Here is a 22039-nt window from a genome sequence, read left to right on the forward strand (position 1 = left end):
TCAGCGCTGCAGGAGATCGATCACCTGGTCGACCTTGGTCCCGATGCCCCCGACCTTGGCGTCCAGCCCGTCGAAACGGGTCTCCAGCCCGTCGAAACGGGTCTCCAGCCCGTCGAAACGGGTCTCCAGCCCGTCGAAACGGGTCTCCAGTCCGTCGAACCGGGTCTCCAGTCCGTCGAACCGCTTCTCCAACCCACCCAGCCTCCTGTCGATACCGTCGAGACGCCTCCCGTGGTCGACCTGCGTCGTCGAGATCGTCTCGAGCATCTCGTAGATGGACTCGACATCGTTCTCGAGCCGCTGGACCCTGTTGTCGATCTCTGTCCCCGCCATGGCGTCGACACTAGCCCGCGCCGGGGCCCACCACGAGGGGACCGGGGCAGCCTGTGGACGACGGTCGTCGCCGCCCACAGGTCGCCCCGGCCCCGCCCCTTCGGGTCACCCCGGGGTTAGCGGATCGTGAACCCGCCGTCGACGAGGAGATCGGCGCCGTTGATCATCGCCGAGGCGTCGGAGGCGAGGAACACGGCCACCCCCGCGATCTCCTCGGGGTGGGCGAACCGGCCGTTCGGGATCTCGGCCTTGTGCGCGTCGCCCTTCGCCCCCGCCCACGCCTTGCGGCCCATGTCGGTGAGGACCACGGTCGGCGAGATCGTGTTGACCGTGACGCCGCGGCCGCCCCACTCGTTGGCCAGGTTCTTGGTCAGGCCGATGACGCCGAACTTCGAGGCGCCGTAGGCCACGTGCTGGTCGAGCGCCACGTTGCCGCCCTGAGCAGCCATGTTGATGACGCGGCCCTGGCCGGCCTCGAGCATGTGGCGGCCGACGGCCTGGGCAACGACGAACGAGCCGGTGAGGTTGATGTCGATCGTCGTGCGGAAGTCATCGACGGCGAGTTCCTCGGCGGGGCCGAGCAGGGCGACACCCGCGCTGTTGACGAGGATGTCGATGCGTCCGGCCTCGGCGACGACAGCGTCGACGGCCCGCCGGACGGAGGCCTCGTCGGACACGTCGCACTGCTGGGCCACCCCGCCGTCGAGGTCAGCGACCTTGGCGGCCGCAGCGTCGCCGTCGACGTCGAGGACGGCGATCCGGGCGCCCTTGGCGGCGAAGGCGTCGACGATCGCGGAGCCGATCCCCGCGGCACCGCCGGTGACGAGGGCGACCTTTCCGGCCAGGCTGAAGTCGAGGTCAACGGTGGGTGCAGTCTCGGACATGTCGGTACCCCTTCGGTCGTCGGCTGGCTGTCGGCGCGGCACTCGACCAGCGCCGCCTCCACGCTCTCATCGCCGGCACCGGCTCGCCTGGGACGTCGGGCCCGGCTCAGACCGACCGACACCGGCCGGGGCCACGCGCGCTCTTCAGATGCCGGCCACGACCCGCTCGCACGCCTGCGCGAGGTCGTCGGCCAGGGTGCGGGCGAGGTCGTCGTCAAGCTGGTGGACCGTGAGCCGGACGTGCCGCGAGGGATCCTCGGCGTCGACGGCGAACTCGTCCCCCGTGCGCACCAGCCACCCGCGCCCGCGCAGCTCCTCGGCGACGTCGCGGGCGGGGACGGGCAGCGGCACCCACAGGCTCAGCCCGTCGGTGTCGGGCACCGGCAGACCGCGCGCGGCGAGCAGGGCGGCGAAGGCCGCGTTCCGCTCGGCGTACCGCACCCCGGCCTCCTCGATCGTGGCGAGGGCTTCCTCGTCGGTGAGCAGCGCATGGGCCAGACGCTGGAGGATGTGGCTCACCCAGGTGGTCCCGGGGCTCAGTCGCATCGCCAGCCGCTCGGCGGTCTCCTGGTCGGAGGCGACCAGCGCGAGGGACAGGTCCGGGCCGAGGAACTTCGACACCGACCGCACCAGGGCCCAGCGCCGGTGCTCCGGCCCGACCAGCGAGCGGTAGGGGCGCCGGGAGAGCAGCGAGAAGTGGTCGTCCTCGACGACGAGCACCCACGGGTGGTCGTCCAGCACCGCGCGGAGCTCGGCCGCCCGGGTCTCGGTCAGGCTCGCGCCGGTGGGGTTCTGCGCCCGTGGCGTGCACACCACCGCGCGCACCCCTTCAGCCAGCGCGCGCCGCAGTCCGTCGACGGTGATGCCCTCCTCGTCGACGGGCACCGGGACTGGCCGGTAGCCCGCCAGGCGCACCGTGCGCAGGGTGGCGAGGAAGCACGGGTCCTCCAGGGCGACGGCGTCGTCGCGGGTCAGCGCCTGGGCGAGCAGGCGCTCGACGGCGTCGAAGGCCCCGCCGGTGACCGTCAGCGCCGTCGGCCCGACCCCGCCGGCGTCGGGCTCGAGCCAGTCGCGCGCGAGGGCGGCCAGCCCGGCGTCGAGGACGGGCTCGCCGTACAGCACGGGCCGGCTCGGCAGCGCGGCGAGGGCCCGGTCCAGCGGCGGGACGAGGCTCGGGTCCGGGTTGCCGGTGGCGACGTCGTGCAGGGCGCCCGGGGGCGCGTAGCCCTCCTCGGCGCCGGCGGCGAGGCCGGCCACCTGTGTGCCGCCGCGGCCCCGGGTGACGACCAGGCCGGCCTGGCCCAGCGTCCGGTAGGCGGCCACGACCGTGTTGCGGTTGACGCCGAGCTGCTCGGCCAGGGCCCGCACCGCGGGGAGCCGGTCACCGGGTCCCACCTCGCCGCGCTCGACGAGGGAGCGCACGCTGCCCGCGATCTGGGCCGCCGTCGTGCCGGTGATCGCGCGCGTGGTCTCGGATGGCGTCATCGGTGCCGAGCGTACCGAGCGGGCAGGTACAGTTTTGGCCTAGGCCAATAGATCGACGAGCCATCAGTCAACCGACCAGACCCACGAACGGACACCCGCGATGACCACCACCGCCACGACCGCCCCTGCCGAGCGCACCGCCGCGGAGCTCACCGACTCCCTGCGCGGGGGCGTCATCATGGACGTCGTCACCCCCGAGCAGGCACGGATCGCCGAGGACGCCGGCGCCGTCGCCGTCATGGCGCTCGAGCGGGTCCCGGCCGACATCCGCGCCCAGGGCGGCGTGGCCCGGATGAGCGACCCCGACCTCATCGACGGGATCCTGGCCGCGGTGTCGATCCCGGTGATGGCCAAGGCGCGCATCGGCCACTTCGTCGAGGCGCAGGTCCTCCAGCACCTCGGCGTCCACTACGTCGACGAGTCCGAGGTCCTCTCCCCCGCCGACTACGCCCACCACATCGACAAGCGCGACTTCACCGTCCCCTTCGTCTGCGGGGCGACCAACCTGGGCGAGGCGCTGCGCCGGATCACCGAGGGGGCGGCGATGATCCGCTCCAAGGGCGAGGCGGGCACCGGCGACGTCTCGGAGGCCACCCGCCACATCCGCACCATCCGGGCCGAGATCAACGAGCTCACCTCCCGCTCGGCCGACGAGCTGTTCGTCGCCGCCAAGGAGCTCCAGGCGCCCTACGACCTCGTGGTGGAGGTGGCGAGGGCCGGGCACCTGCCGGTCCCGATGTTCACCGCCGGCGGGGTCGCCACGCCGGCCGACGCGGCGATGATGATGCAGCTCGGCGCCGACGGCGTGTTCGTGGGCTCGGGCATCTTCGGCTCCGGGGACCCGGCCGCCCGCGCCGCGGCGATCGTGCGGGCCACGACCGCCTACGAGGACGCGGGCGTCGTCGCGGAGGTCTCGCGCGGCCTCGGCGAGGCCATGGTCGGCATCAGTGTGGCCGACCTGCCGGTCGCCCACCGGCTCGCCGAGCGCGGCTGGTGAGCCTGCGCCGGTCAGCCTGACGGGGTGAGCGCGGGGCGGCCGGCCCGCCCCGCGGTCCCGTCGCCGGTCAGGGGACCCGGTAGGTCCAGGAGTCGTCGGAGAACTTGGTCTCGACGAGCCGCTGGGCCGCCTCGAGCTCCTCGGGGTGGATGCCCGACTCGACGGTGTGCTGGCGCAGCCGCAGGTGGTCGAGGAACGCGGTGATGATCGCCTCGCGGCTCATGCCGGTCTGGCTGCGCATGGGGTCGACCCGCTTGACGGCGGACCGCACCCCCTTGTCGGAGAGCTTCTCGCGGCCGATGCGCAGCACGTCGAGCATCTTCTGCGCGTCGATGTCGTAGCTCATGGTCACGTGGTGCAGCAGCACCCCCGAGGCGAAGCGCTTCTGGGCCGCTCCCCCGATCTTCCCCTGGTCGGAGGCGATGTCGTTGAGCGGGACGTACCGCGCGTTGACGCCGATCTCCTTGAGGGCGTCGATGACCCAGGCGTCGAGGAACGCGTAGGACTGCTCGAAGCTGAGCCCCTCGACCAGCGCGGTGGGCACCACCAGCGAGTAGGTGATGCAGTTGCCGGCCTCCATGAACATCGCCCCGCCGCCGGAGATCCGGCGCACCACCGACATGCCGTGCCGCTCGAGCGCCTCGGCGTCGACCTCGTTGCGCACGGACTGGAAGGAGCCGATGACCACCAGCGGGGCGTCCCACTCCCAGAAGCGCAGGACCGGCCCGCGCCGGCCGGCGGCGACCTCGCCGGGGATGACCTCGTCGAGGGCGACGTGCATGGCGGGGTGCAGGGTGGGACCGTGGACGAGCTCGAGGGTGAGGTCCGCCCAGGACACGGCGCCGCCGAGGGCCCGCCGGACGGCGATGCCGACCCCCTCGGCGGTGAGCCCGAAGGGGTGGACGTCCGCGCGGTCGAGGACGCCGGCGGCCGCGGCGGTCAGGTCGGCCACGGACGACGACGCGCTCATGCCGGTCAGGGCCGCGTCCAGGTCGGCCAGGGCCGAGTCCGGCTCGAGGAAGAAGTCACCCGCCAGGCGGACCTCGGTCAGGCGGTCGTCGCTCACCTCCAGGTCGACGACGACGAGCTTGCCTCCGGGGACCTTGTACTGACCGTGCACGGGACGAGCCTACGCATGGGTCGGGAGCGCGAGGGCACCGGGGGTCAGCAGTCGGCGTCGTGCCGGTCGAGAAACTCGTAGACCTCGGTGTCGTCCACCCCGGGGAAGGTGCCCGGCGGCAGCGCCGCCAGCAGGTGGGAGTGCGCCCGGGCGCTCGGCCACGCGTGCGGCCGCCACCGCTGCGCGAGGGTCGCCGGCGGGCGACGGCAGCAGTCGGGGTCCGGGCAGGTGGAGGTGGCCCGCACGCCCGTCTCGCGACCGCGGAACCACTTGGCGTCGGCGAAGCGGACACCCACGTCGATGGCGAAGTCCCCGCCGGAGGTGCGCTCGACCCGGGTGGTGCACCAGTAGGTCCGCTGCCCCATGTCCGTGTACTGGTAGTGCGTCGCGTAGCGGTCCTGGCTGGCGAAGACCCGCCGGCACGCCCACTGGCGGCACACGGGCTGGCCCTCCATCGCGCCCGTGACGTCGGTGGGGAACCGGACGTCGTCGTTCTCGTAGGCCTTGTAGAGCACCCCGTCCTCGCCGACCCGCATGAAGTGGACCGGCAGCTCGAGGTGCTCCGTGGCGAGGTTGGTGAACCGGTGCGCGGCCGTCTCGTAGGACACGGCGAAGGCGTCCCGCAGGTCGTCGATGGCGAGCGCCTTCTCGGCCTTCGCCTCTCGAAGGAAGGCCGTCGCCGCGCGCTCCGGCATGAGCAGGGCGGCCGCGAAGTAGTTGGCCTCGACGCGCTGCCGGAGGAAGTCCGCGTAGTCGCGGGGGTCGGCGTGCTCGAGGGCGAAGTGCCCCAGGGTCTGCAGGACGATCGTGCGCGGGTCGTGGTCGCCGCGCGCGGTCGTCGGGAGGTAGATGCGCCGGTTGCGCAGGTCCGTGACGGAGCGGGTCGCCCGCGGCAGGTCGGCCGCGCGGTGGACCGAGAAGCCGAGATGCTCGGTGATCGAGTCGACGCCGCGCGCGGTGAGCGGCCCGTCGCGGTGCCCGATCGCCGTCGAGATCGACTCGGCCACCTGCTCGATCTCGGCGAAGTAGTTGTGCCTGCCGCGCATCTCCGCCCGCAGCTCGGCGTTCGCGCGGCGGGCCTCCTCCGGGGTCGCCGCCCGGATCGTGGCGGCCCGGTCGAGCTCTGAGTGCAGGCCGACCAGGGCCTCGAGGACGTCGTCGGGCAACGCGGCTCCGGCCCGCACGCCGGGCAGGCCGAGCTCCCGGTAGCGCGGCGACGCCTGGGCACGTTCGAGCGCGATCTCGAGCGCGGCCCGCCGCGAGGGCGGCTCGGGGCGCATGAGCTCGCCGACCGGGACCTCGAGGGCGCGCGCGATCGCGTGCACGAGGGTGAGGCGCGGTTCGCGGCGGCCGTTCTCGATCTGCGACAGCAGCGACGTCGAGCGCCCCACCTCGGCCGCGAGGTCGCCCAGGGTGGCGCCGCGGGACCGGCGGGCGTGCCGGATCCGCAGCCCGAGGGTGGCGAGGTCGAGCTCGGCGGCGTCCCCGCCGGTTGAGCTCGCACCGCCGACGGCGCCTGCCGGACCGGCCGCGCCGGCGTCGGCCCCCTCCTCCTGCACAGTGTCCACATCTTCTCCGCTCGTGAAATCTAACGAAACTTTACAGGTTTCAGCGCTGGAACCACCCGATCCACGCCACAAGAGTGAACTTTACCGGGAGCCGCACCGGGCTCCGTCGACACTCACGGGAGAGACATCATGACGAGCATCCTCGACCCCGCACCGCCCGCCACCTCGGACGGGACCGCCCCTCGTCCCCTCGCCGACCGCGTCCGCGCCGAGGCGGCCGACCTCGCCGCGGAGTGGGCGAGCGACCCGCGCTGGAGCGGCGTGCGACGGGACTACTCGGCCGAGGACGTCGTCCGCCTGCGGGGCAGCGTGCGCGAGGAGCTCACCCTCGCCCGCCGTGGCGCCGAGCGGCTGTGGGAGCTCCTGCACACCCGTCCGTTCGTGCGTTCCCTCGGGGCGCTGACCGGCAACCAGGCCGTCCAGATGGTCAGGGCGGGCCTCGAGGCGATCTACCTGTCCGGCTGGCAGGTCGCGGCCGACGCCAACCTGTCCGGCCAGACCTACCCCGACCAGTCGCTCTACCCGGTCAACTCCGTCCCCACCGTCGTGCGCCGCATCAACAACGCGCTCCTGCGGGCCGACCAGATCTCCTTCTCCGAGGGCACGGCCCCCGGCCACGACTGGCTCGCCCCGATCGTGGCGGACGCCGAGGCCGGCTTCGGCGGCCACCTCAACGCGTTCGAGCTGACGCGGTCGCTCATCGTCGCCGGCGCGGCGGGGGTGCACCTCGAGGACCAGCTGGCCTCGGAGAAGAAGTGCGGCCACCTCGGCGGGAAGGTGCTCGTGCCCACCGCGCAGCACATCCGCACGCTCAGCGCCGCGCGCCTCGCGGCCGACGTCTCGGGGGTGCCGACGATCATCGTCGCCCGCACCGACGCCCAGGCCGCCACGCTCATCACCTCCGACGCCGACCCGCGCGACGCGCGCTTCACCACGGGCGAGCGCACGGCGGAGGGCCACTACCGCACCACGGCCGGGACGGCCGCGGTCATCGAGCGGGCGCTGGCCTACGCCCCGTACGCGGATCTCATCTGGGTCGAGACCTCCACGCCGGACCTCGACCTCGCCCGCGAGGTCGCCGACGCGGTCCACGCCCGGTTCCCCGACCAGATGCTGGCCTACAACTGCTCGCCGTCGTTCAACTGGCGAGCGCACCTCGACGAGGAGACGATCGCCGGCTTCCAGCGCGAGCTGGGGGCGATGGGCTACGCGTTCCAGTTCATCACCCTGGCCGGCTTCCACCAGGTCAGCCACGGGATGTTCGAGCTCGCGCGCGGCTACGCCCGGGACGGCATGACCGCGTACGTCGACCTGCAGCAGAAGGAGCTCGCCGCGGAGGCCGACGGCTACACGGCCACCCGGCACCAGCGCGAGGTCGGCACCGGCTACTTCGACCTCGTCTCGACCGTGCTCAACCCCGACTCCGACACCCTCGCGCTGCGCGGGTCCACCGAGGAAGCGCAGTTCTGAGCGGTACCGCCGCCGACCCACGAGAAAGAGCCCACCATGACCGCCATCGCCCATGCCCCCTCGACCGGCACCGCCCCGGCGCGCGCGGCCCGGTCCGGCACCCCGGACGACCTCGCCCGCCGCGTCTCCTACCCGCCCGTCCCGGGCGCCGACCGGATCCTCACGCCCCACGCGCTCGCCCTCGTCGTCGAGCTGCACGACCGGTTCGCCCCGCGGCACGCCGAGCTCATGGCCGCCCGCCGGCGGCGCCGCCGGTCCCTGGCCGACGGCGAACCGCTCGCACTGCCCTCCGCCACCCGCGGGATCCGGGAGGAGCCGTCGTGGCGGGTCCCCTGGGCGGCACCGGGGCTGGAGGACCGCCGCGTGGAGATCACCGCGCCGGCGCGGTGCGCCACCGCGATCGCCGCGCTCAACTCGGGGGCGAACGTGTGGGTCGCCGACCTGGAGGCCGTGGGCACCCGGCGGTTCGTCGACGTCGTCGCCGGGCAGCTCACGCTCCGGGCGAGCGCCCGGCGCACGCTCGAGGAGGCGTGCGGCCAGGGCCCCACCCTGCACGCCGGGGACCTGCCCACGCTCATGGTCCGCCCCCGGGCCTGGCACCTGGCCGAGGAGCACCTGCGCATCGACGGCCGTCCCACGGTCGGCGCGCTCGTCGACGTCGCGCTGCACCTCGCGCACAACGCCGTCGCTCTGCTCGTGCAGAGCTCGACCCCCTCCCTGTCGTTGCCGAGGCTCGAGGGGCGGGCCGAGGCTCGGCTGTGGAACGACGTCCTCCTCGTCGCCGAGCGCCGGCTCGGGATCGAGCGGGGATCGGTCCGCGCGGCGGTGCCGATCCAGACGGTGACTGCGGCCCTCGAGATGGAGGAGATCCTGTTCGAGCTGCGCGAGCGCTCCGCCGGTCTCGTCGCCTGCCGGGGCGACCTGCTCGTCTCTGTCGCGGACGTGCTACGCGGCCGCGCGGGCCTGGCCACCCGGTCCGCGCGGGCGGGCGGACCGGCCGCGCCGCTCATGCGGGAGCTCGACGCGGTGCTCGTCGGTGTCAGCCACCGGCGCGGCGGGCACGCGATCGGCGGGACCGCCGGGTTCGTCCCCGTCGGCGACCCGCGGCGCGACGCCGGGGCGGAGGACCGGGTCCGCGCGGAGAAGCAGCGTGAGGCCGACCTCGGGTTCGACGGGGCGCGGGTGACCCACCCGGGCGCGGTGCCGGTGGTCCGGGAGGTCTTCGACGGCGTCCTGGGCTTCGTGGACCACCAGATCCGGCCGGACCGGGCGGTGCCGACCGCCGATGCAGCGGGTCTGGTCGGCGCCGTCGCGCGGGGCGCCGGCAACTGAACCCGGCCACGGTCGCGGCAGGGTTCCGTCGGAGGTGAGCGGCCGTCATCCTCGGGTATGAGCACCGACGTGCAGGTTCGCGGCGCCGAGGGTCTCGCGCGCTCGAGGGGCCGGCCGCCGGGCTCGCTACGCCGGCGCCAGAAGCGGGACGTCGGCGATCACCTCGTGCAGCGGTCCGCCGCTCCGCCCCTGCCCCAGCCGGGAGGAGACGAGCTCGACGGTCTCCGCTCGCCAGGTCGGGCCCTCGTAGACGGCGAGCGCCGCGGCGAGGCCGGCCAGGTCGGTGCCCCGCGAGCGGTTCGACGCCCGGGCGACGGTGAGGTGTGCACGCCTCCTGACCTCCCCGTGGTCGTCCCACCGCCCTTTCCTGCGTGAACGGGCACCGGGCGGTTCCTCGTCGTCCTCGTCGTGCTCCTCCTCCGCGTCACCGGCGTAGGGTGCCGACGCCGCGTCGGCCATGAGCGCCGTGAGCCGCCTGGTCTCCCCGCCGACGCCTACCCACAGCGTGCGCCCGGAGAACGACCCTGCACCACGCAGGCGCAGGTCCAGCGGGGCGTGCCGGGCGGCGGCATCGGCGAGGGAGTCGGCGACGTCGTCCGTCGCGCCGTCGGGCACCTCGCCGTAGAACGCGAGAGTAAGGTGCTGCTGCTCAACGGGCACCCAACGCAGCGGGGCGCCCGCACCGAGTCGGAGGTTCGTCAGCAGCAGCTCGAGGTGGTCGAGCACGTGCTGCGGCGGCCGGATCGCGGTGAACAGACGCATCCGATCAGCCTCGCGCCCGCGGCTCGAGCCGTCCATCCGAAACGACAGATCAATCGCGTCGTCGTTCGCGGTGGTTCGCCGAGGCTGCTAGCCGAGTCGCTGAAGAGTGGTCGCGACCTGGCGGACGTATGCGCGGTATCCGCTCCGTGCCTCGGGCACGGCCCGCGCCACCTGAAGAAGATCGACGCGCACGTATTCGTGGGTGAGGATGTTGCGCAGCCCGACGGAAGGTTTGAGGCCGGCCGCAATCTCCTCGTCGAGGAAACCGGCCTCGGCCATACGGTCAAAGCCTTCGCGATACTCCTCAGGCGGCCGGTCGAGCAGGGCGAGGGCCACATGCGCGTTGACCTCGGCGGCAAGGTTGACAAGCTGGGTGAGGATGCGTTCGACCTGGAGTCGCACGGCGAGATCACCCAGAGCCGCAGGAGTCTCGACATCGAGAGTGTCGAGGTGGTCGAGCAGTTCGCGCATGGCCGCAAGGCGCCGCGAGACCACCTCGGCGTCGAGTCTCGTCATCGGGTCAGGCTCTCGAGCACGGCCCGCCTCATCGGCGCGGCCTCGATGTACTGGGTGATCGCCACGACCTGGCGCTCGGCAAACAGGTGCGGCTCGGCCTCGTACAGCACCTCACCTCGCGTCAGTGCGCGGTGCGTGGCAGTCGTGCCTGCCAGCGCGAGGTCCATGACGTCGAGGTGATCACCGCCGACGAGCTCGGCCAGCTCCTCGATCACGGCGAGCAGGTCCGCTGACACGCCTCCGCGAGCGGCGATGGCCAGGTCGATGTCCCCCGGCTCGCGGGCCACCTGCACGTGTGAGGCCGCGCTGCCGAAGAGCACCATGAGTTCGAGGTCGTGCCGACGGCACAGTGCGGCCAGCTCGCCGCTGTCACGTGCGGCGAGCAGCCTGCGAAGCGACTGCGCGACCGTGCCCATGTGCCGATCGTACGGCTCTCGATCCATCGACAGCCGACATGTGACTCCGCCTGTGCCCGCACGGCCTCCACGGCGCTCTCCTGAGCCGGTGTGCCCTGCCCTACGCATCTCGTCGAGCCGCTCCACCTCGTCGGCGCACGGCCCCTTCCCCGCCTCCTGGGGCACGGACGTTCCGGCGCCGCCGTCCGGGGGCCGCCGCGGCATAACGTGCCCGTCACCCCCCGTCAGGTCGGGAGTGCGCCGCCCGCGCCGCGCCGCCGGTCGCGCATGTCCTTGAGCGCCACGGCGAGCGCCGAGAGCAGCACCACGGCGATGAGCCCGAAGCCGACCGACGCGGCCGTGGTCCAGCTGCTCACCTCGAGCACGGCGAAGGTGGCCGCGGTGATCACCGCGATGCCGACCGAGGTGCCGATCCGCTGCCCGGTCTGCATGATCGCCCCCGAGCTGCCCGCGTACTGCAGGGGTACGTCGGCCAGGGTGAGGGTCTGGTTGGGGCTGACCACGGCCCCGCCTCCTCCCCCGACGAAGGCCAGGGACAGCAGCAGCCACCACACGCTCAGCCCGACGGCGTCGTGCAGGAGCACCACCGCGATGGTCAGCACGATCCCGGTCATGGCCACGAGCAGCCCGCCGACGACGAGGGCACGGCCGTAGGTGAGGATCCGCCGGCCCGCCCAGCTCGAGGCCACCGCAGTGAGGATCGCCGAGGGCAGCCCGACCACGCCGGCCTCCATCGCCGATCGCCCCGCGCCCTGCTGCATGTACAGGGCGACGAGCACCCACACGCTGGTCATGCCGAGGAAGTACAGGCCGATCATCAGGGTGCCGTTGCTGAAGCTGGTGGTGCGGAAGATGTCGAGGTGGACCATCGGGCTGCGGCCCGACCGGGCGAAGCGCCTCTCCCACCACAACCAGACCCGCACGAGCGCGAGGCCGACCGGGACGAGCAGCCACATCGCCACCGAGGCGTCGCCCTCCATGAAGGGGAAGAGGATGGCCAGGACCGCCGAGCCCAGCAGCAGCGCACCGACGGGGTCCAGGGAGCGCTGGGCCCGGGTGACCGGGTCGGCGCGGCCCGGGGGTCGGATGAGCGGGCGGGGGAACCACAGCAGGGCCATGACGATCGTGGCGAGGCCGACGGGCACGTTGACCACGAAGGTCAGCCGCCAACCGAGGTCGGCCCCAGCCATGTTGATGAGCACCCCGCCCAGGACGGGCCCGACCGCGACCGAGACGCCCACGGCGGCGCCGAGGTAGCCGAAGGCGCGGGCCCGTTCGGCGCCCCGGAAGTACTGCTGGATCATCCCCACGCCCTGGGGGTTGAGCAGCCCCGAGCCGATGCCCTGGCCGAAGCGGGCCAGGTTGAGCCAGCCCGCGCTCGGGGCGACGCTGCAGATGATCGAGAAGAGGGTGAAGACGGCCAGCCCGATGAGGAAGATGCCGCCGCGGCCCATGACGTCACCGGCGCGGCCGGCCGCCACGAGCGCGACGCCGAAGGTCAGCGCGTAGCCGGAGAGCACCCACTGGAGGTCGGAGCCGGAGGCGCCGAGGCCGACCTGCATCGCCGGCAGGGCGACGTTGACGATGCTCACCGCGATCAGCGACATGGAGACCGCGCCGAGGATGGCCGCGAGGATGCGCCACCGGGCCGGCTCCGGGGTCTCCGCCGTCCGGTTCGGCTCGTCCTCGACCCGCACCGTCCAGCCCCTTCCACCCGGTCCGTCGCCGGTGCCTCGCGCACCGACCACCGCCGACCATACGCCCGCGCGGCACAGTCCCCTCAGGCTGCCCGGCGTCGGCGTCGTGGGTGCGCCCCACGGCGCGACGGCCACTCCTACCGGGGGGCGACCTCCGCGTGCACCAGGCCCCACACGACGGAGTCCACGAGCGCCTCCCAGGAGGCCTCGACGACGTCGGTCCCCACCCCCACGGTCGACCAGGTGCGCACCCCGTCCGTGGAGCGCACGAGCACCCGCACCGAGGCGTCCGTGCCCTGCTGGGAGTCGAGGATGCGGACCATGTAGTCGACCAGAGCGATGTGCTCGATCTCGGGGTAGGTGTCCACGAGCGCCTCGCGCAGGGCGTGGTCGAGGGCGTTGACCGGGCCGTTGCCCTCGCCGGTGCGCACGATCCGTCCCTGCCCGGTACGCAGCTTGACGGTGGCCTCGGCCTCGGTGCGGCCCTTCCCGTCGTGGGCGGTGACGTGCGCCCGCCAGGACTCGACGTCGAAGTAGGCCTCCGCGCCGCCCTCGCCCAGCTCCTCGCGCAGCAGCAGCTCGAAGGAGGCGTCGGCGGCGTCGTAGGTGTAGCCCCTGGCCTCGGCGGCCTTGACCCGGTCGGTGACCCGTCCGAGCAGCTCGGAGCGGCCCGAGAGGTCGAAACCCAGCTCGCGCCCCTTGAGCTCGATGGAGGCGCGCCCGGCCATGTCCGAGACGATCATGCGCATGTCGTTGCCGACGTGGGCCGGGTCGATGTGCTGGTAGAGGTCGGGGTCGACCCGGATCGCCGAGGCGTGCAGCCCGGCCTTGTGGGCGAAGGACGAGGACCCCACGTAGGGCTGCCGCGTGAAGGGCGGGATGTTGGTCAGCTCGGCGATCTGGTGGGAGATCCGGGTCGCCTCGCGCAGCCGCTCGGGCCCGATCCCCACCATGCCCCGCTTGAGCTCGAGGTTGGCGACGACGGTGACGAGGTCGGCGTTCCCGGTCCGCTCGCCGTAGCCGTTGACGCAGCCCTGGACGTGCCGCACCCCGGCGTCGACCGCGGTGATCGAGGAGGCCACCGCGGTGCCGGCGTCGTTGTGGGTGTGGATGCCCAGGCGGCCGTCGACCGACCCGCGCACCTCGGCGACGATCCGGCCGACCTCGTCGGGCAGGGTGCCGCCGTTGGTGTCGCACAGCACCGCCGTGGTCGCCCCGGCCTCGAGCGCCGTGCGGACGACGTCGGTGGCGTGCACGCGGTCGTGGCGGTAGCCGTCGAAGAAGTGCTCGGCGTCGACGTGCACCTCACGCCCGAGGGACACCAGGTGCGTGACCGTGTCCCGCACCATCCGCAGGTTCTCCTCCGGGCTCGTGCGCAGGGCCCGCTCGACGTGCCTCGAGTCCGACTTCGCCACGAGGGTGAGGACGCCGGCCCCGCTGTCGACCAGCGCCTGGACCTGGGCGTCCTCGGCCGCCGGCACGCCGGCCCGGGTCGTGGACCCGAAGGCGGCGATGCGGGCGTGGGTGAGCTCGAGCTCCTTCTCCGCGAGCTGGAAGAACTCGGTGTCCCGCGGGATGGCGCCCGGCCAGCCGCCCTCGATGTAGTCCACGCCGAGCTCGTCGAGGAGCCGGGCGATCGCCAGCTTGTCGCCGACGGTGAGGTTCATGCCCTGCTGCTGGGCGCCGTCGCGCAGGGTGGTGTCGTAGATGTGCAGCTCGTCGCTCATACCCGCCTCCCTCGGCCCGGCCCGCTCAGACCAGCTTGTACATCCAGCCGTGGGTGTCCTCGCGGCGCCCGTACTGGATGTCGGTGAGCTGGGTGTGCAGGGAGCGCGTGACGGCGCCGGGGGTGCCGTCGCCGACGACGACGTCGAAGTCCTCCCCGGCGAGGCGTCCTACCGGGGTGACCACCGCGGCGGTCCCGCAGGCGAAGACCTCGGCCACCGACCCGGACCGGATTCCGGCCAGGAGGTCGGCGAGCGCGATCGGCTCCTCACGGACCTCGCGGCCGGCCTCGGCCAGCAGTGTGAGCAGCGCGTCGCGCGTGCCGCCCTGGAGGATGTTGCCGGTCAGGTCCGGGGTGCGCACCGTGCCGTCGGCGTCGACGACGGCGAGGTTCATGCCGCCGAGCTCGTCGACGTAGGTGTTCGTCGAGGCGTCGAGGAAGAGGACCTGCTCGAAGCCGCGCTCCTGCGCCTCGGCCTGCGGGAGCAGGGAGGCGGCGTAGTTCCCGCCCGTCTTGGCGTCGCCCATCCCGCCGGCTCCGGCGCGGTGGTAGGTCGAGGAGACCCAGATGTCCACCGGCTCGAAGCCGTGCACGAAGTAGGGACCCACCGGGGAGGCGATCGCCAGGTAGCGCACCTCGCGGCCCGCGCGCACACCGAGGAAGGCCTCGGCGGAGAACATGAAGGGGCGCAGGTACAGCGAGGAGCCCTCGACGGAGGGGACCCAGCGCTCGTCGGCGGCCACGAGCGCGGCCAGCGAGGCGACCACGTCCTCGGCGGGCAGCTCGGGCAGCGCGAGCCGCCGGGCGGAGTGGGCGAGCCGGGCGGCGTTGTAGCCGGGCCGGAAGGAGCGCACCGAGCCGTCGGCCCACCGGTAGGCCTTGAGCCCCTCGAAGACCTCCTGGCCGTAGTGCAGGACGGAGGCCGCCGGGGACAGCTCGAGGGGCCCGAAGGGCAGCAGCTCGAGGGGCGACCAGCCGCCGGTGTGGGTCCAGGTGGCCGAGACCATGTGGTCGGTGAACGCGGTCCCGAAGGAGAGGGTGCCCATCACCTCGGCGTAGGTGGCGTCGTCGGCGACGTCGGTGCGTCGCCGGCCGCCCACCCGCTCGGCGAGCTCGGCCGCGGCCGGCAGCTCGGCCGCGGACAGGCCGGGCAGGTCCATCCCCCGGGCGCTGGTCGGCAGCGGACGCTCGGCGCCGCCCGCCGGCTCGGCGAGCTCCTGCCCGACGGCGGAGCCCGTGGGGTCGCCCGTCCCGCCGGTCATCGGTCGGCCCCCACGGCGGCGGCGACCTGGTCGCCGACCTGGCTGGTGGTGCGTGGCGCGGTGCCGCGCGCGGCGACGTCGGCCTCGACGGCGGCCTGGATGCGGGCGGCCGCTGCACTCTCGCCGACGTGCTCGAGCAGCAGCGCCACGGAGAGGATCGCGGCGGTCGGGTCGGCCTTGCCGGTGCCCGCGATGTCGGGCGCCGAGCCGTGCACCGGCTCGAACATCGACGCCGAGGTGCGGTCGGGGTTGACGTTGCCGGAGGCGGCGAGGCCGATGCCGCCGGTGACGGCCGCGACCAGGTCGGTGACGATGTCGCCGAAGAGGTTGTCGGTGACGATGACGTCGAAGCGGGCCGGGTCGGTGACGAGGTAGATCATCGCGGCGTCGACGTGGATGTAGTCGACCTCGACCTCGGGGAACTCGGCCGCGACGGCGTCGACGGTGCGCCGCCACAGGTGGCCGGCGTGGACGAGCACGTTGTGCTTGTGCACGAGGGTGAGCTTCTTGCGCTCCCGGACCTGGGCGCGGGCGAAGGCGTCCCGGACGACGCGCTCGACGCCGAAGGCGGTGTTGACGCTGACCTCGGTGGCCAGCTCCTGCGGGGTGCCCACGCGCAGCGCGCCGCCGTTGCCGACGTAGGGGCCCTCGGTGCCCTCGCGCACCACGACGAGGTCGATGGTGCCCGGGTCGGCGAGCGGGGTGGCCACGCCGGGCAGGAGCTTGGCGGGCCGGAGGTTGACGTAGTGGTCGAGGGCGAAGCGGAGGCGCAGCAGCAGACCGCGCTCGAGGACACCGGAGGGGACCGAGGGGTCGCCGACGGCGCCGAGGAGGATGGCGTCGTGCGCGCGCAGGGCCTCGACCTCGGCGTCGGTGATGGTCTCGCCCGTGCGGTGCCAGCGCGCGGCGCCCAGGTCGTAGGCGGTCTCGCGCAGCGTGACGCCCGTGCCCTCCAGCGCGGCGCGCGCGACCTTGAGGGCCTCGGCCACCACCTCCGGGCCGATCCCGTCGCCGCCCACGACCCCCAGGTCGATCTCGCGCTGCTCGTTCACCGTCGTCCTCTCGTTCGTCCGTGCGGGCCGGTGGCCCGGTGCGTGCCGCGGGTGCCTGCCCGTCGGCGGGTGGGCCGGTCCGCCGCGGGGGCGACGACCACCTGCGTGGTGGTCGTCGCCCCCGCCGGCGGGGTCCGGCTCAGGGGTTGCTCAGCGCCCGACCTGGCCCTGGGTGTAGTCCGCGTCGCGGGTCTCGACCCAGGCGAAGAGCCGGCGCAGCTCGAGGCCGGTGGCCTCGATCGGGTGCTCCTCGCCCTGCTTGCGCAGCGCGGCGAACTCCGGCGCGCCGGCGTCCTGGTCGGCGATGAAGCGCTCGGCGAAGGCGCCGGACTGGATGTCGGCCAGGACGGCGACCATGTTGTCCTTCACCTCGGGGGTGATGACCCGCGGGCCGGAGACGTAGTCGCCGTACTCGGCGGTGTCCGAGACGGACCAGCGCTGCTTGGCGATGCCGCCCTCGTACATGAGGTCGACGATGAGCTTGAGCTCGTGCAGCACCTCGAAGTAGGCGATCTCCGGCTGGTAGCCGGCCTCGGTGAGCACCTCGAAGCCGTACTGGACGAGCTTGCTCATGCCGCCGCACAGGACGGTCTGCTCGCCGAAGAGGTCGGTCTCGGTCTCCTCGGTGAAGGTGGTCTTGATGCCGGCGGCGCGCAGGCCGCCGATCGCCTTGGCGTAGGACAGCGCCAGCGGCCAGGCCTGGCCGGAGGCGTCCTGCTCGACGGCGACGATGACCGGCACACCACGGCCGTCCTCGTACTGGCGGCGCACGGTGTGGCCCGGCCCCTTGGGGGCGACCATGGCGACGTCGTGCCCGGCGGTCGGCTGGATGAGGTCGAAGCGGATGTTGAAGCCGTGGGCGAAGAACAGCGCGGCGCCGTCCTTGAGGTTCGGCTCGATGTCCTCGGCGTAGACCTTCCGCTGGTGCTGGTCGGGGGTGAGGATCATGACGACGTCGGCGCCGGTGACCGCCTCGGCCACGGTAGCGACCGCGAGGCCCTGCTCCTCGGCCTTGGCGCGGGAGGCGGACCCCTCGCGCAGGCCGACGACGACCTCGACGCCCGAGTCGCGCAGGTTGAGCGCGTGCGCGTGCCCCTGGCTGCCGTAGCCGATCACGGCCACCTTCTTGGACTGGATGATCGACAGATCGGCGTCGTCGTCGTAGTACAGCTCGGCCACGTGGGCCCTCCTTCGTCTCGTTGCGTGGGGTGGTGCGATGTGTCCGCGGCGGCCTGGGCTCAGGCCGTGCGGACGCGGTCCAGCGTGCGGTCGGTCAGCGAGCGCGAGCCGCGCGCCAGCGCGACGGAGCCCGACTGCACGATCTCACGGATGCCGTAGGGGGCGAGCGCCGTCAGCAGCGCGCCGAGCTTGGCGTCACCGCCGGTGGCCTCGATGGTCACGGCCTCCGGGGCGACGTCGACGACGTGCGCCCGGAAGAGCTCGACGACCTGCAGGACCGCCGTGCGGGAGGCGTCGTCGGCGCGGACCTTGACGAGCAGGAGCTCGCGCTCGACGGTGTTGCCCGGGTCGAGCTCGACGATCTTCAGCACGTTGATGAGCTTGTTGAGCTGCTTGGTGACCTGCTCGAGGGGCAGCTCGGCCGCGTCGACGACGACGGTGATCCGCGAGACGTCCTCGCGCTCGGTCGGCCCCACGGCCAGGGAGTGGATGTTGAACGCCCGGCGGGCGAACAGCGCGGTCACCCGGGTCAGGACGCCGGGCTTGTTCTCGACCAGGACGGACAGCGTGTGTCTGGTGCTCATGGCTTCCCCTCAGTCCTCGTTCTCGAAGTCGGGCGTGAGCCCACGGGCGTACTGGATGTCGTCGTTGGACACACCCGAGGCGACCATCGGCCAGACCATCGCGTCGCGGCTGACGACGAAGTCGATGAGCACCGGGCGGTCGTTGATGGACATCGCCTTCTCGATGGCGGGGTCGATCTCCTCGACCTTCTCCACCCGGATCGCCACGCACCCGTAGGCCTCGCCGAGCTTGACGAAGTCGGGGATGTGGACGGTGTCGTGCCCGGTGTGCAGGTCGGTGCTGGAGTAGCGGCTGTCGTAGAAGAGGGTCTGCCACTGGCGGACCATGCCGAGCGAGCTGTTGTTGATGATCGCGACCTTGATCGGGATCTGGTCGAGCACGCAGGTGGCGAGCTCCTGGTTGGTCATCTGGAAGCAGCCGTCGCCGTCGATGGCCCACACCGGGGTGTCGGGCAGCGCGGCCTTGGCGCCCATGGCGGCGGGGATGGCGTAGCCCATCGTGCCGAGCCCGCCGGAGTTGAGGAAGGTCTGCGGCTTCTCGTAGCCGATGAACTGGGCGGCCCACATCTGGTGCTGCCCCACGCCCGCGGCGTAGACGGCGTCGGGGCCGGCGAGCTCGCCGAGGCGGGAGATGACGTGCTGCGGGGCGAGCTGGCCGTCCGCCGTCGGGGACCAGCCGAGCGGGTAGCGCCGGCGCAGGTCGCCGAGCTGGGCCCACCAGGCCTCGAGCTCGGGCCGGCCGTGCTGCTCCTGGGCGGTGCGCAGGGCCTCGGTCAGCGCGGGGATCGTCTCGGAGAGGTCACCGACGATGGGCACGTCGGCGCGGCGGTTCTTCGAGATCTCCGCGGGGTCGACGTCGGCGTGCACGACCTTGGCGTGCGGGGCGAAGCTGTCGAGCTTGCCGGTGACGCGGTCGTCGAAGCGGGCGCCCAGGGAGACGACGAGGTCGGCCTTCTGCAGCGCCGCGACGGCCGCGACCGTGCCGTGCATGCCGGGCATGCCGACGTTGTTGGGGTGCGAGTCGGGGAAGGCACCGCGCGCCATGAGCGTGGTGACGACCGCGGCGTTCGAGACCTCGACGAGCTCGGCCAGGGCCTCGGAGGACTGGGAGCGGATGACGCCGCCGCCGACGTAGAGCACGGGGCGGGAGGCCGAGGCGATGAGCCGGGCGGCCTCCTTGATCTGGCGCCCGTGCGGCTTGACCGTCGGCTTGTAGCCGGGCAGGTCCATGACGGGGGGCCAGACGAAGTCGGCCTCGGCGACCTGGGCGGACTTGGCGATGTCGACGAGGACGGGGCCGGGCCGGCCGGTGGCGGCGATGTGGAAGGCCTCGGCGATGCGGGCCGGGATCTCCGCCGCGTCGGTGACGAGGAAGGAGTGCTTGGTCATCGGCATCGTCGCGCCGACGATGTCGGCCTCCTGGAAGGCGTCCGTGCCGATCATCGCGGCGGCGACCTGACCGGTGATGGCCACGATCGGGACCGAGTCCATGTTGGCGTCGGCGATGGCGGTGATGAGGTTGGTCGCGCCCGGGCCCGAGGTGGCGATGCACACCCCGGTCTTCCCCGTGGCCGCGGCGTACCCGACGGCGGCGTGGCCGGCGCCCTGCTCGTGGCGCACGAGGATGTGGCGGAGCCGGTCGGACTCGAACAGCGGGTCGTAGGTCGGCAGGATGGCGCCGCCGGGGATGCCGAAGATCGTGTCGACGCCGAGCTCCTCGAGCGCGCGCACGATGTTGCGGGCGCCGGTGGAGGCCTCGTGGATCTCCGCGTCCTGGGTGACGGTCTCGATGCGGCCGCCGCGCAGGACGACGCCGGTGCCGCCGGTGCCGCCGTCGGCGAGCGAGCGCTCGGCCACCGCCGCGGTGGCGAGGATGTCGGCCTCGACCTCGTCGATGCCGGGGGTCGGTCGCCGGGGCCCGGGGCGGGGCGACCCCGCGGGATGGGGGGCGACGACGGCGTCGTCGGTCCCGGTCCTGGCGGCGTGGACGTCGTGGCGCTGCGCCTCGCCGTCGGGCGCGGCGTGCTGCGACGTGCTCGTCATGGTCCCTCCTTCGCCTGACCGGCCCGCCGGGCCGGTGTCTCGGTGGCCCACGTGCGGGCCGGTTCGCCGGGCATGCAAAAGCCCCTCGACCCGGCGGGTGTCGAGGGGCGCGGCCGGACCAGCTCTCAGCGAGCGTCGGCCGCGCGGCCGACTACGAGAATGATGGTCCCAGGCACGGTCGTCACTGTACGCCCGGCAGCACGCCACGGGCGAATCGTCTCGATATATGGTTCACGCTCTCACGCTCTGAGACGTCAGGCGTCGGTGCCGCCCGGAGCGAGAGCGCGGCCGACCGCGCGCCGGGCGTCCGCGGCGGCCGGCACGTGCCGGGCGCCCTCTGCCACGTCCAGTGCGGCGGCCACGGCCACGCCGGTGACGACGAGCGCACCGGCCAGCTCACCGGCGGGCACCCCGGCCGCGCCGCTCGCGGTCGCGACGGCGGCCAGGGCGAACCCGACGACGGCCACCCCCACCCCGCGCAGCGTGCCCGTGGCGTCGGCGGCGCGCGCCTCCGCCTCGGCCAGCTTCTCCAGCGCCGCGCGGACCTCGCCGGGCAGGCCCTCGGGGTCGGCGGGCGGTGCCGGCGGCGCCCGGGCGGCGCGCGGGGTGGCGGTGCGCGCGGCGAGCAGCTCCTCGTCGTCGGCCGGGTCGAGCGTGTCGGCGACCGCGTCCTCCCCCGCGTCGGGCTCGAGGTCGCGGTCGGGGTCCACGAGGTGGGCGGCCACGGGCTCGACGTCGGTGGGCTCGGGCTCCTCGGGCGGCGCGAGCGCCTCGGCCACGGCGAGGGTGAGCTCGTGGCGGGCCCGGCGGCCGTCACGCACCGCGCGGGAGGCCGGCGCCGCGCCGGACACGGCGACGGCGAGCAGGACGAGCAGCGGGGCGGCGGCGACCAGCGGCAGGCTCGGGTGGACCAGGGCGAGGGCGACGGCGGCCCCGGCCAGCACCAGGGCGAGCGGGACGAGCCGGGCGTGGAGGTGCGCGACGACGTCGGCCAGGGCCCGCACGGAGTGCGCCCCGAGGCGGGAGACGACGGCGGGGTGCTCGGCGCTGCGGGCGACGACGCCGGCCAGCAGGGTGCGCGACCAGTGCTGGGCCAGGCGGCCGGCGAGGAGGTGGTCGAGCCGGCGGGCCAGGCCGAGCAGGGCGATGAGGCCCAGACCGACGAGGGCGGCACCGAGGAAGGCGTTGCGGGTGCCGGCGGCCTGCAGGTCGGCGACGGTGCCGGCGAGGACGACGAGCACGGCCCCGCCGACCAGGCCGACGCCGATCAGGCCGAGGGCGTGGAGCAGCCGGCCGCGGCCGAGCAGGCGTGGCAGCGGGGCGACCGGGGCCCGGACCTCAGCGCGGGTCATGTCGTCGCGCGTCGTGTCGTCGTGCTCGCCCTGCGCGTCCGGGCGGGCGGCCGGGGAGAGCGGGACCAGCTCGGCGGTGTCGTCGCTCGCGCGCCCGCCCGGGTGCACCGCGAGGCTGGTGGTCGCCGCCTCCGAGGCACCCTCATCGGTCGTCGTGGTCGCGGTGCGCGTACGGGCGACGGTGTCGGAGTAGGTCGCGGCGATGCGGGCGGCCGCGGACCTCGTCGGACGGTGGGGGCGGTCGGTGCGTTCGGTCATGGC

Annotated in this window: 19 protein-coding genes; 3 read left to right on the forward strand and 16 right to left on the reverse strand. The window is 73.7% G+C overall.

Annotated elements, in window-relative coordinates:
- The 3 genes from AC3D3D_RS04375 to AC3D3D_RS04385 all read right to left on the reverse strand — a co-directional run bounded on the left by AC3D3D_RS04375 (position 1) and on the right by AC3D3D_RS04385 (position 2702).
- Complete coding sequence (locus AC3D3D_RS04375; RefSeq protein WP_463660754.1) at positions 1 to 333, reverse strand: hypothetical protein; 333 nt, start codon at positions 331 to 333, stop codon at positions 1 to 3.
- 116 nt (positions 334 to 449) lie between these two features.
- A complete protein-coding gene (locus AC3D3D_RS04380; RefSeq protein ID WP_463660753.1) occupies positions 450 to 1217 on the reverse strand; it encodes a GolD/DthD family dehydrogenase in 768 nt (255 codons plus the stop codon).
- A 144-nt stretch (positions 1218 to 1361) separates the two neighbouring features.
- The gene (locus AC3D3D_RS04385) at positions 1362 to 2702 is read right to left on the reverse strand and encodes an aminotransferase class I/II-fold pyridoxal phosphate-dependent enzyme (protein WP_463660752.1); all 1341 of its coding nucleotides are present in this window, start codon (positions 2700 to 2702) and stop codon (positions 1362 to 1364) included.
- Positions 2703 to 2802: 100 nt separating this feature from the next.
- Between AC3D3D_RS04385 and pdxS the strand changes: the two genes are divergently transcribed.
- Positions 2803 to 3699 carry a pyridoxal 5'-phosphate synthase lyase subunit PdxS gene (gene pdxS / locus AC3D3D_RS04390; protein WP_463660751.1) on the forward strand — a complete coding sequence of 299 codons (897 nt, stop codon included), beginning with the start codon at positions 2803 to 2805 and terminating at the stop codon, positions 3697 to 3699.
- 67 nt (positions 3700 to 3766) lie between these two features.
- Here the strand turns inward: pdxS and lplAB are convergent, their stop codons facing one another.
- Positions 3767 to 4819: a lipoate-protein ligase LplAB gene (gene lplAB, locus AC3D3D_RS04395; RefSeq protein WP_463660750.1), complete on the reverse strand. Its 1053-nt coding sequence runs from the start codon at positions 4817 to 4819 to the stop codon at positions 3767 to 3769.
- 44 nt (positions 4820 to 4863) lie between these two features.
- Positions 4864 to 6387, reverse strand: coding sequence for a helix-turn-helix domain-containing protein (locus tag AC3D3D_RS04400; protein WP_463660749.1), 1524 nt, complete (start codon positions 6385 to 6387; stop codon positions 4864 to 4866).
- Positions 6388 to 6516: 129 nt separating this feature from the next.
- Between AC3D3D_RS04400 and aceA the strand changes: the two genes are divergently transcribed.
- Together aceA and AC3D3D_RS04410 are read left to right on the forward strand one after the other, a co-directional pair.
- Positions 6517 to 7857, forward strand: coding sequence for an isocitrate lyase (gene aceA / locus AC3D3D_RS04405; protein WP_463660748.1), 1341 nt, complete (start codon positions 6517 to 6519; stop codon positions 7855 to 7857).
- 36 nt (positions 7858 to 7893) lie between these two features.
- Positions 7894 to 9189 (forward strand): malate synthase A, encoded by a 1296-nt coding sequence (locus AC3D3D_RS04410; RefSeq protein WP_463660747.1) that lies wholly within the window; start codon positions 7894 to 7896, stop codon positions 9187 to 9189.
- 126 nt (positions 9190 to 9315) lie between these two features.
- Here the strand turns inward: AC3D3D_RS04410 and thpR are convergent, their stop codons facing one another.
- From thpR to AC3D3D_RS04465, 11 genes are all read right to left on the reverse strand, one after another.
- Positions 9316 to 9951, reverse strand: coding sequence for an RNA 2',3'-cyclic phosphodiesterase (gene thpR / locus AC3D3D_RS04415; protein ID WP_463660746.1), 636 nt, complete (start codon positions 9949 to 9951; stop codon positions 9316 to 9318).
- Positions 9952 to 10038: 87 nt separating this feature from the next.
- Positions 10039 to 10467, reverse strand: a complete 429-nt coding sequence (hepT, locus tag AC3D3D_RS04420) for a type VII toxin-antitoxin system HepT family RNase toxin (RefSeq protein ID WP_463660745.1) — start codon at positions 10465 to 10467, stop codon at positions 10039 to 10041.
- On the reverse strand, positions 10464 to 10883 hold the full coding sequence (locus tag AC3D3D_RS04425; protein ID WP_463660744.1) for a nucleotidyltransferase domain-containing protein: 420 nt from the start codon (positions 10881 to 10883) through the stop codon (positions 10464 to 10466). The genes hepT and AC3D3D_RS04425 overlap by 4 nt, the downstream gene beginning before the upstream one ends.
- Before the next feature lie 224 nt (positions 10884 to 11107).
- Positions 11108 to 12490, reverse strand: coding sequence for an MFS transporter (locus tag AC3D3D_RS04430; RefSeq protein ID WP_463661056.1), 1383 nt, complete (start codon positions 12488 to 12490; stop codon positions 11108 to 11110).
- Positions 12491 to 12717: 227 nt separating this feature from the next.
- The gene (gene cimA / locus AC3D3D_RS04435; RefSeq protein ID WP_463660743.1) at positions 12718 to 14307 is read right to left on the reverse strand and encodes a citramalate synthase; all 1590 of its coding nucleotides are present in this window, start codon (positions 14305 to 14307) and stop codon (positions 12718 to 12720) included.
- A gap of 25 nt (positions 14308 to 14332) precedes the next feature.
- Complete coding sequence (locus tag AC3D3D_RS04440; protein ID WP_463661055.1) at positions 14333 to 15466, reverse strand: branched-chain amino acid aminotransferase; 1134 nt, start codon at positions 15464 to 15466, stop codon at positions 14333 to 14335.
- 98 nt (positions 15467 to 15564) lie between these two features.
- Positions 15565 to 16620, reverse strand: coding sequence for a 3-isopropylmalate dehydrogenase (locus AC3D3D_RS04445; RefSeq protein WP_463660742.1), 1056 nt, complete (start codon positions 16618 to 16620; stop codon positions 15565 to 15567).
- A gap of 150 nt (positions 16621 to 16770) precedes the next feature.
- On the reverse strand, positions 16771 to 17799 hold the full coding sequence (ilvC, locus tag AC3D3D_RS04450) for a ketol-acid reductoisomerase (protein ID WP_463660741.1): 1029 nt from the start codon (positions 17797 to 17799) through the stop codon (positions 16771 to 16773).
- Between the two features lie 59 nt (positions 17800 to 17858).
- On the reverse strand, positions 17859 to 18383 hold the full coding sequence (gene ilvN / locus AC3D3D_RS04455; protein WP_463660740.1) for an acetolactate synthase small subunit: 525 nt from the start codon (positions 18381 to 18383) through the stop codon (positions 17859 to 17861).
- A gap of 9 nt (positions 18384 to 18392) precedes the next feature.
- On the reverse strand, positions 18393 to 20426 hold the full coding sequence (locus tag AC3D3D_RS04460; protein ID WP_463660739.1) for an acetolactate synthase large subunit: 2034 nt from the start codon (positions 20424 to 20426) through the stop codon (positions 18393 to 18395).
- A 254-nt stretch (positions 20427 to 20680) separates the two neighbouring features.
- Positions 20681 to 22036, reverse strand: coding sequence for a hypothetical protein (locus AC3D3D_RS04465; RefSeq protein WP_463660738.1), 1356 nt, complete (start codon positions 22034 to 22036; stop codon positions 20681 to 20683).
- Between the last annotated feature and the right edge of the window lie 3 nt (positions 22037 to 22039).

This window comes from Georgenia sp. X1117 (genome assembly GCF_057784635.1).

Bases quoted from the DNA above. Each gene is read 5' to 3' on its own strand.
- AC3D3D_RS04375 (WP_463660754.1), bottom strand. From the start codon at position 333: ATGGCGGGGACAGAGATCGACAACAGGGTCCAGCGGCTCGAGAACGAT.
- AC3D3D_RS04380 (WP_463660753.1), bottom strand. From the start codon at position 1,217: ATGTCCGAGACTGCACCCACCGTTGACCTCGACTTCAGCCTGGCCGGA.
- AC3D3D_RS04385 (WP_463660752.1), bottom strand. From the start codon at position 2,702: ATGACGCCATCCGAGACCACGCGCGCGATCACCGGCACGACGGCGGCC.
- pdxS (WP_463660751.1), top strand. From the start codon at position 2,803: ATGACCACCACCGCCACGACCGCCCCTGCCGAGCGCACCGCCGCGGAG.
- aceA (WP_463660748.1), top strand. From the start codon at position 6,517: ATGACGAGCATCCTCGACCCCGCACCGCCCGCCACCTCGGACGGGACC.
- AC3D3D_RS04410 (WP_463660747.1), top strand. From the start codon at position 7,894: ATGACCGCCATCGCCCATGCCCCCTCGACCGGCACCGCCCCGGCGCGC.
- thpR (WP_463660746.1), bottom strand. From the start codon at position 9,951: ATGCGTCTGTTCACCGCGATCCGGCCGCCGCAGCACGTGCTCGACCAC.
- hepT (WP_463660745.1), bottom strand. From the start codon at position 10,467: ATGACGAGACTCGACGCCGAGGTGGTCTCGCGGCGCCTTGCGGCCATG.
- AC3D3D_RS04425 (WP_463660744.1), bottom strand. From the start codon at position 10,883: ATGGGCACGGTCGCGCAGTCGCTTCGCAGGCTGCTCGCCGCACGTGAC.
- AC3D3D_RS04430 (WP_463661056.1), bottom strand. From the start codon at position 12,490: ATGTCGCTGATCGCGGTGAGCATCGTCAACGTCGCCCTGCCGGCGATG.
- cimA (WP_463660743.1), bottom strand. From the start codon at position 14,307: ATGAGCGACGAGCTGCACATCTACGACACCACCCTGCGCGACGGCGCC.
- AC3D3D_RS04440 (WP_463661055.1), bottom strand. From the start codon at position 15,466: ATGGACCTGCCCGGCCTGTCCGCGGCCGAGCTGCCGGCCGCGGCCGAG.
- ilvN (WP_463660740.1), bottom strand. From the start codon at position 18,383: ATGAGCACCAGACACACGCTGTCCGTCCTGGTCGAGAACAAGCCCGGC.
- AC3D3D_RS04460 (WP_463660739.1), bottom strand. From the start codon at position 20,426: ATGACGAGCACGTCGCAGCACGCCGCGCCCGACGGCGAGGCGCAGCGC.
- AC3D3D_RS04465 (WP_463660738.1), bottom strand. From the start codon at position 22,036: ATGACCGAACGCACCGACCGCCCCCACCGTCCGACGAGGTCCGCGGCC.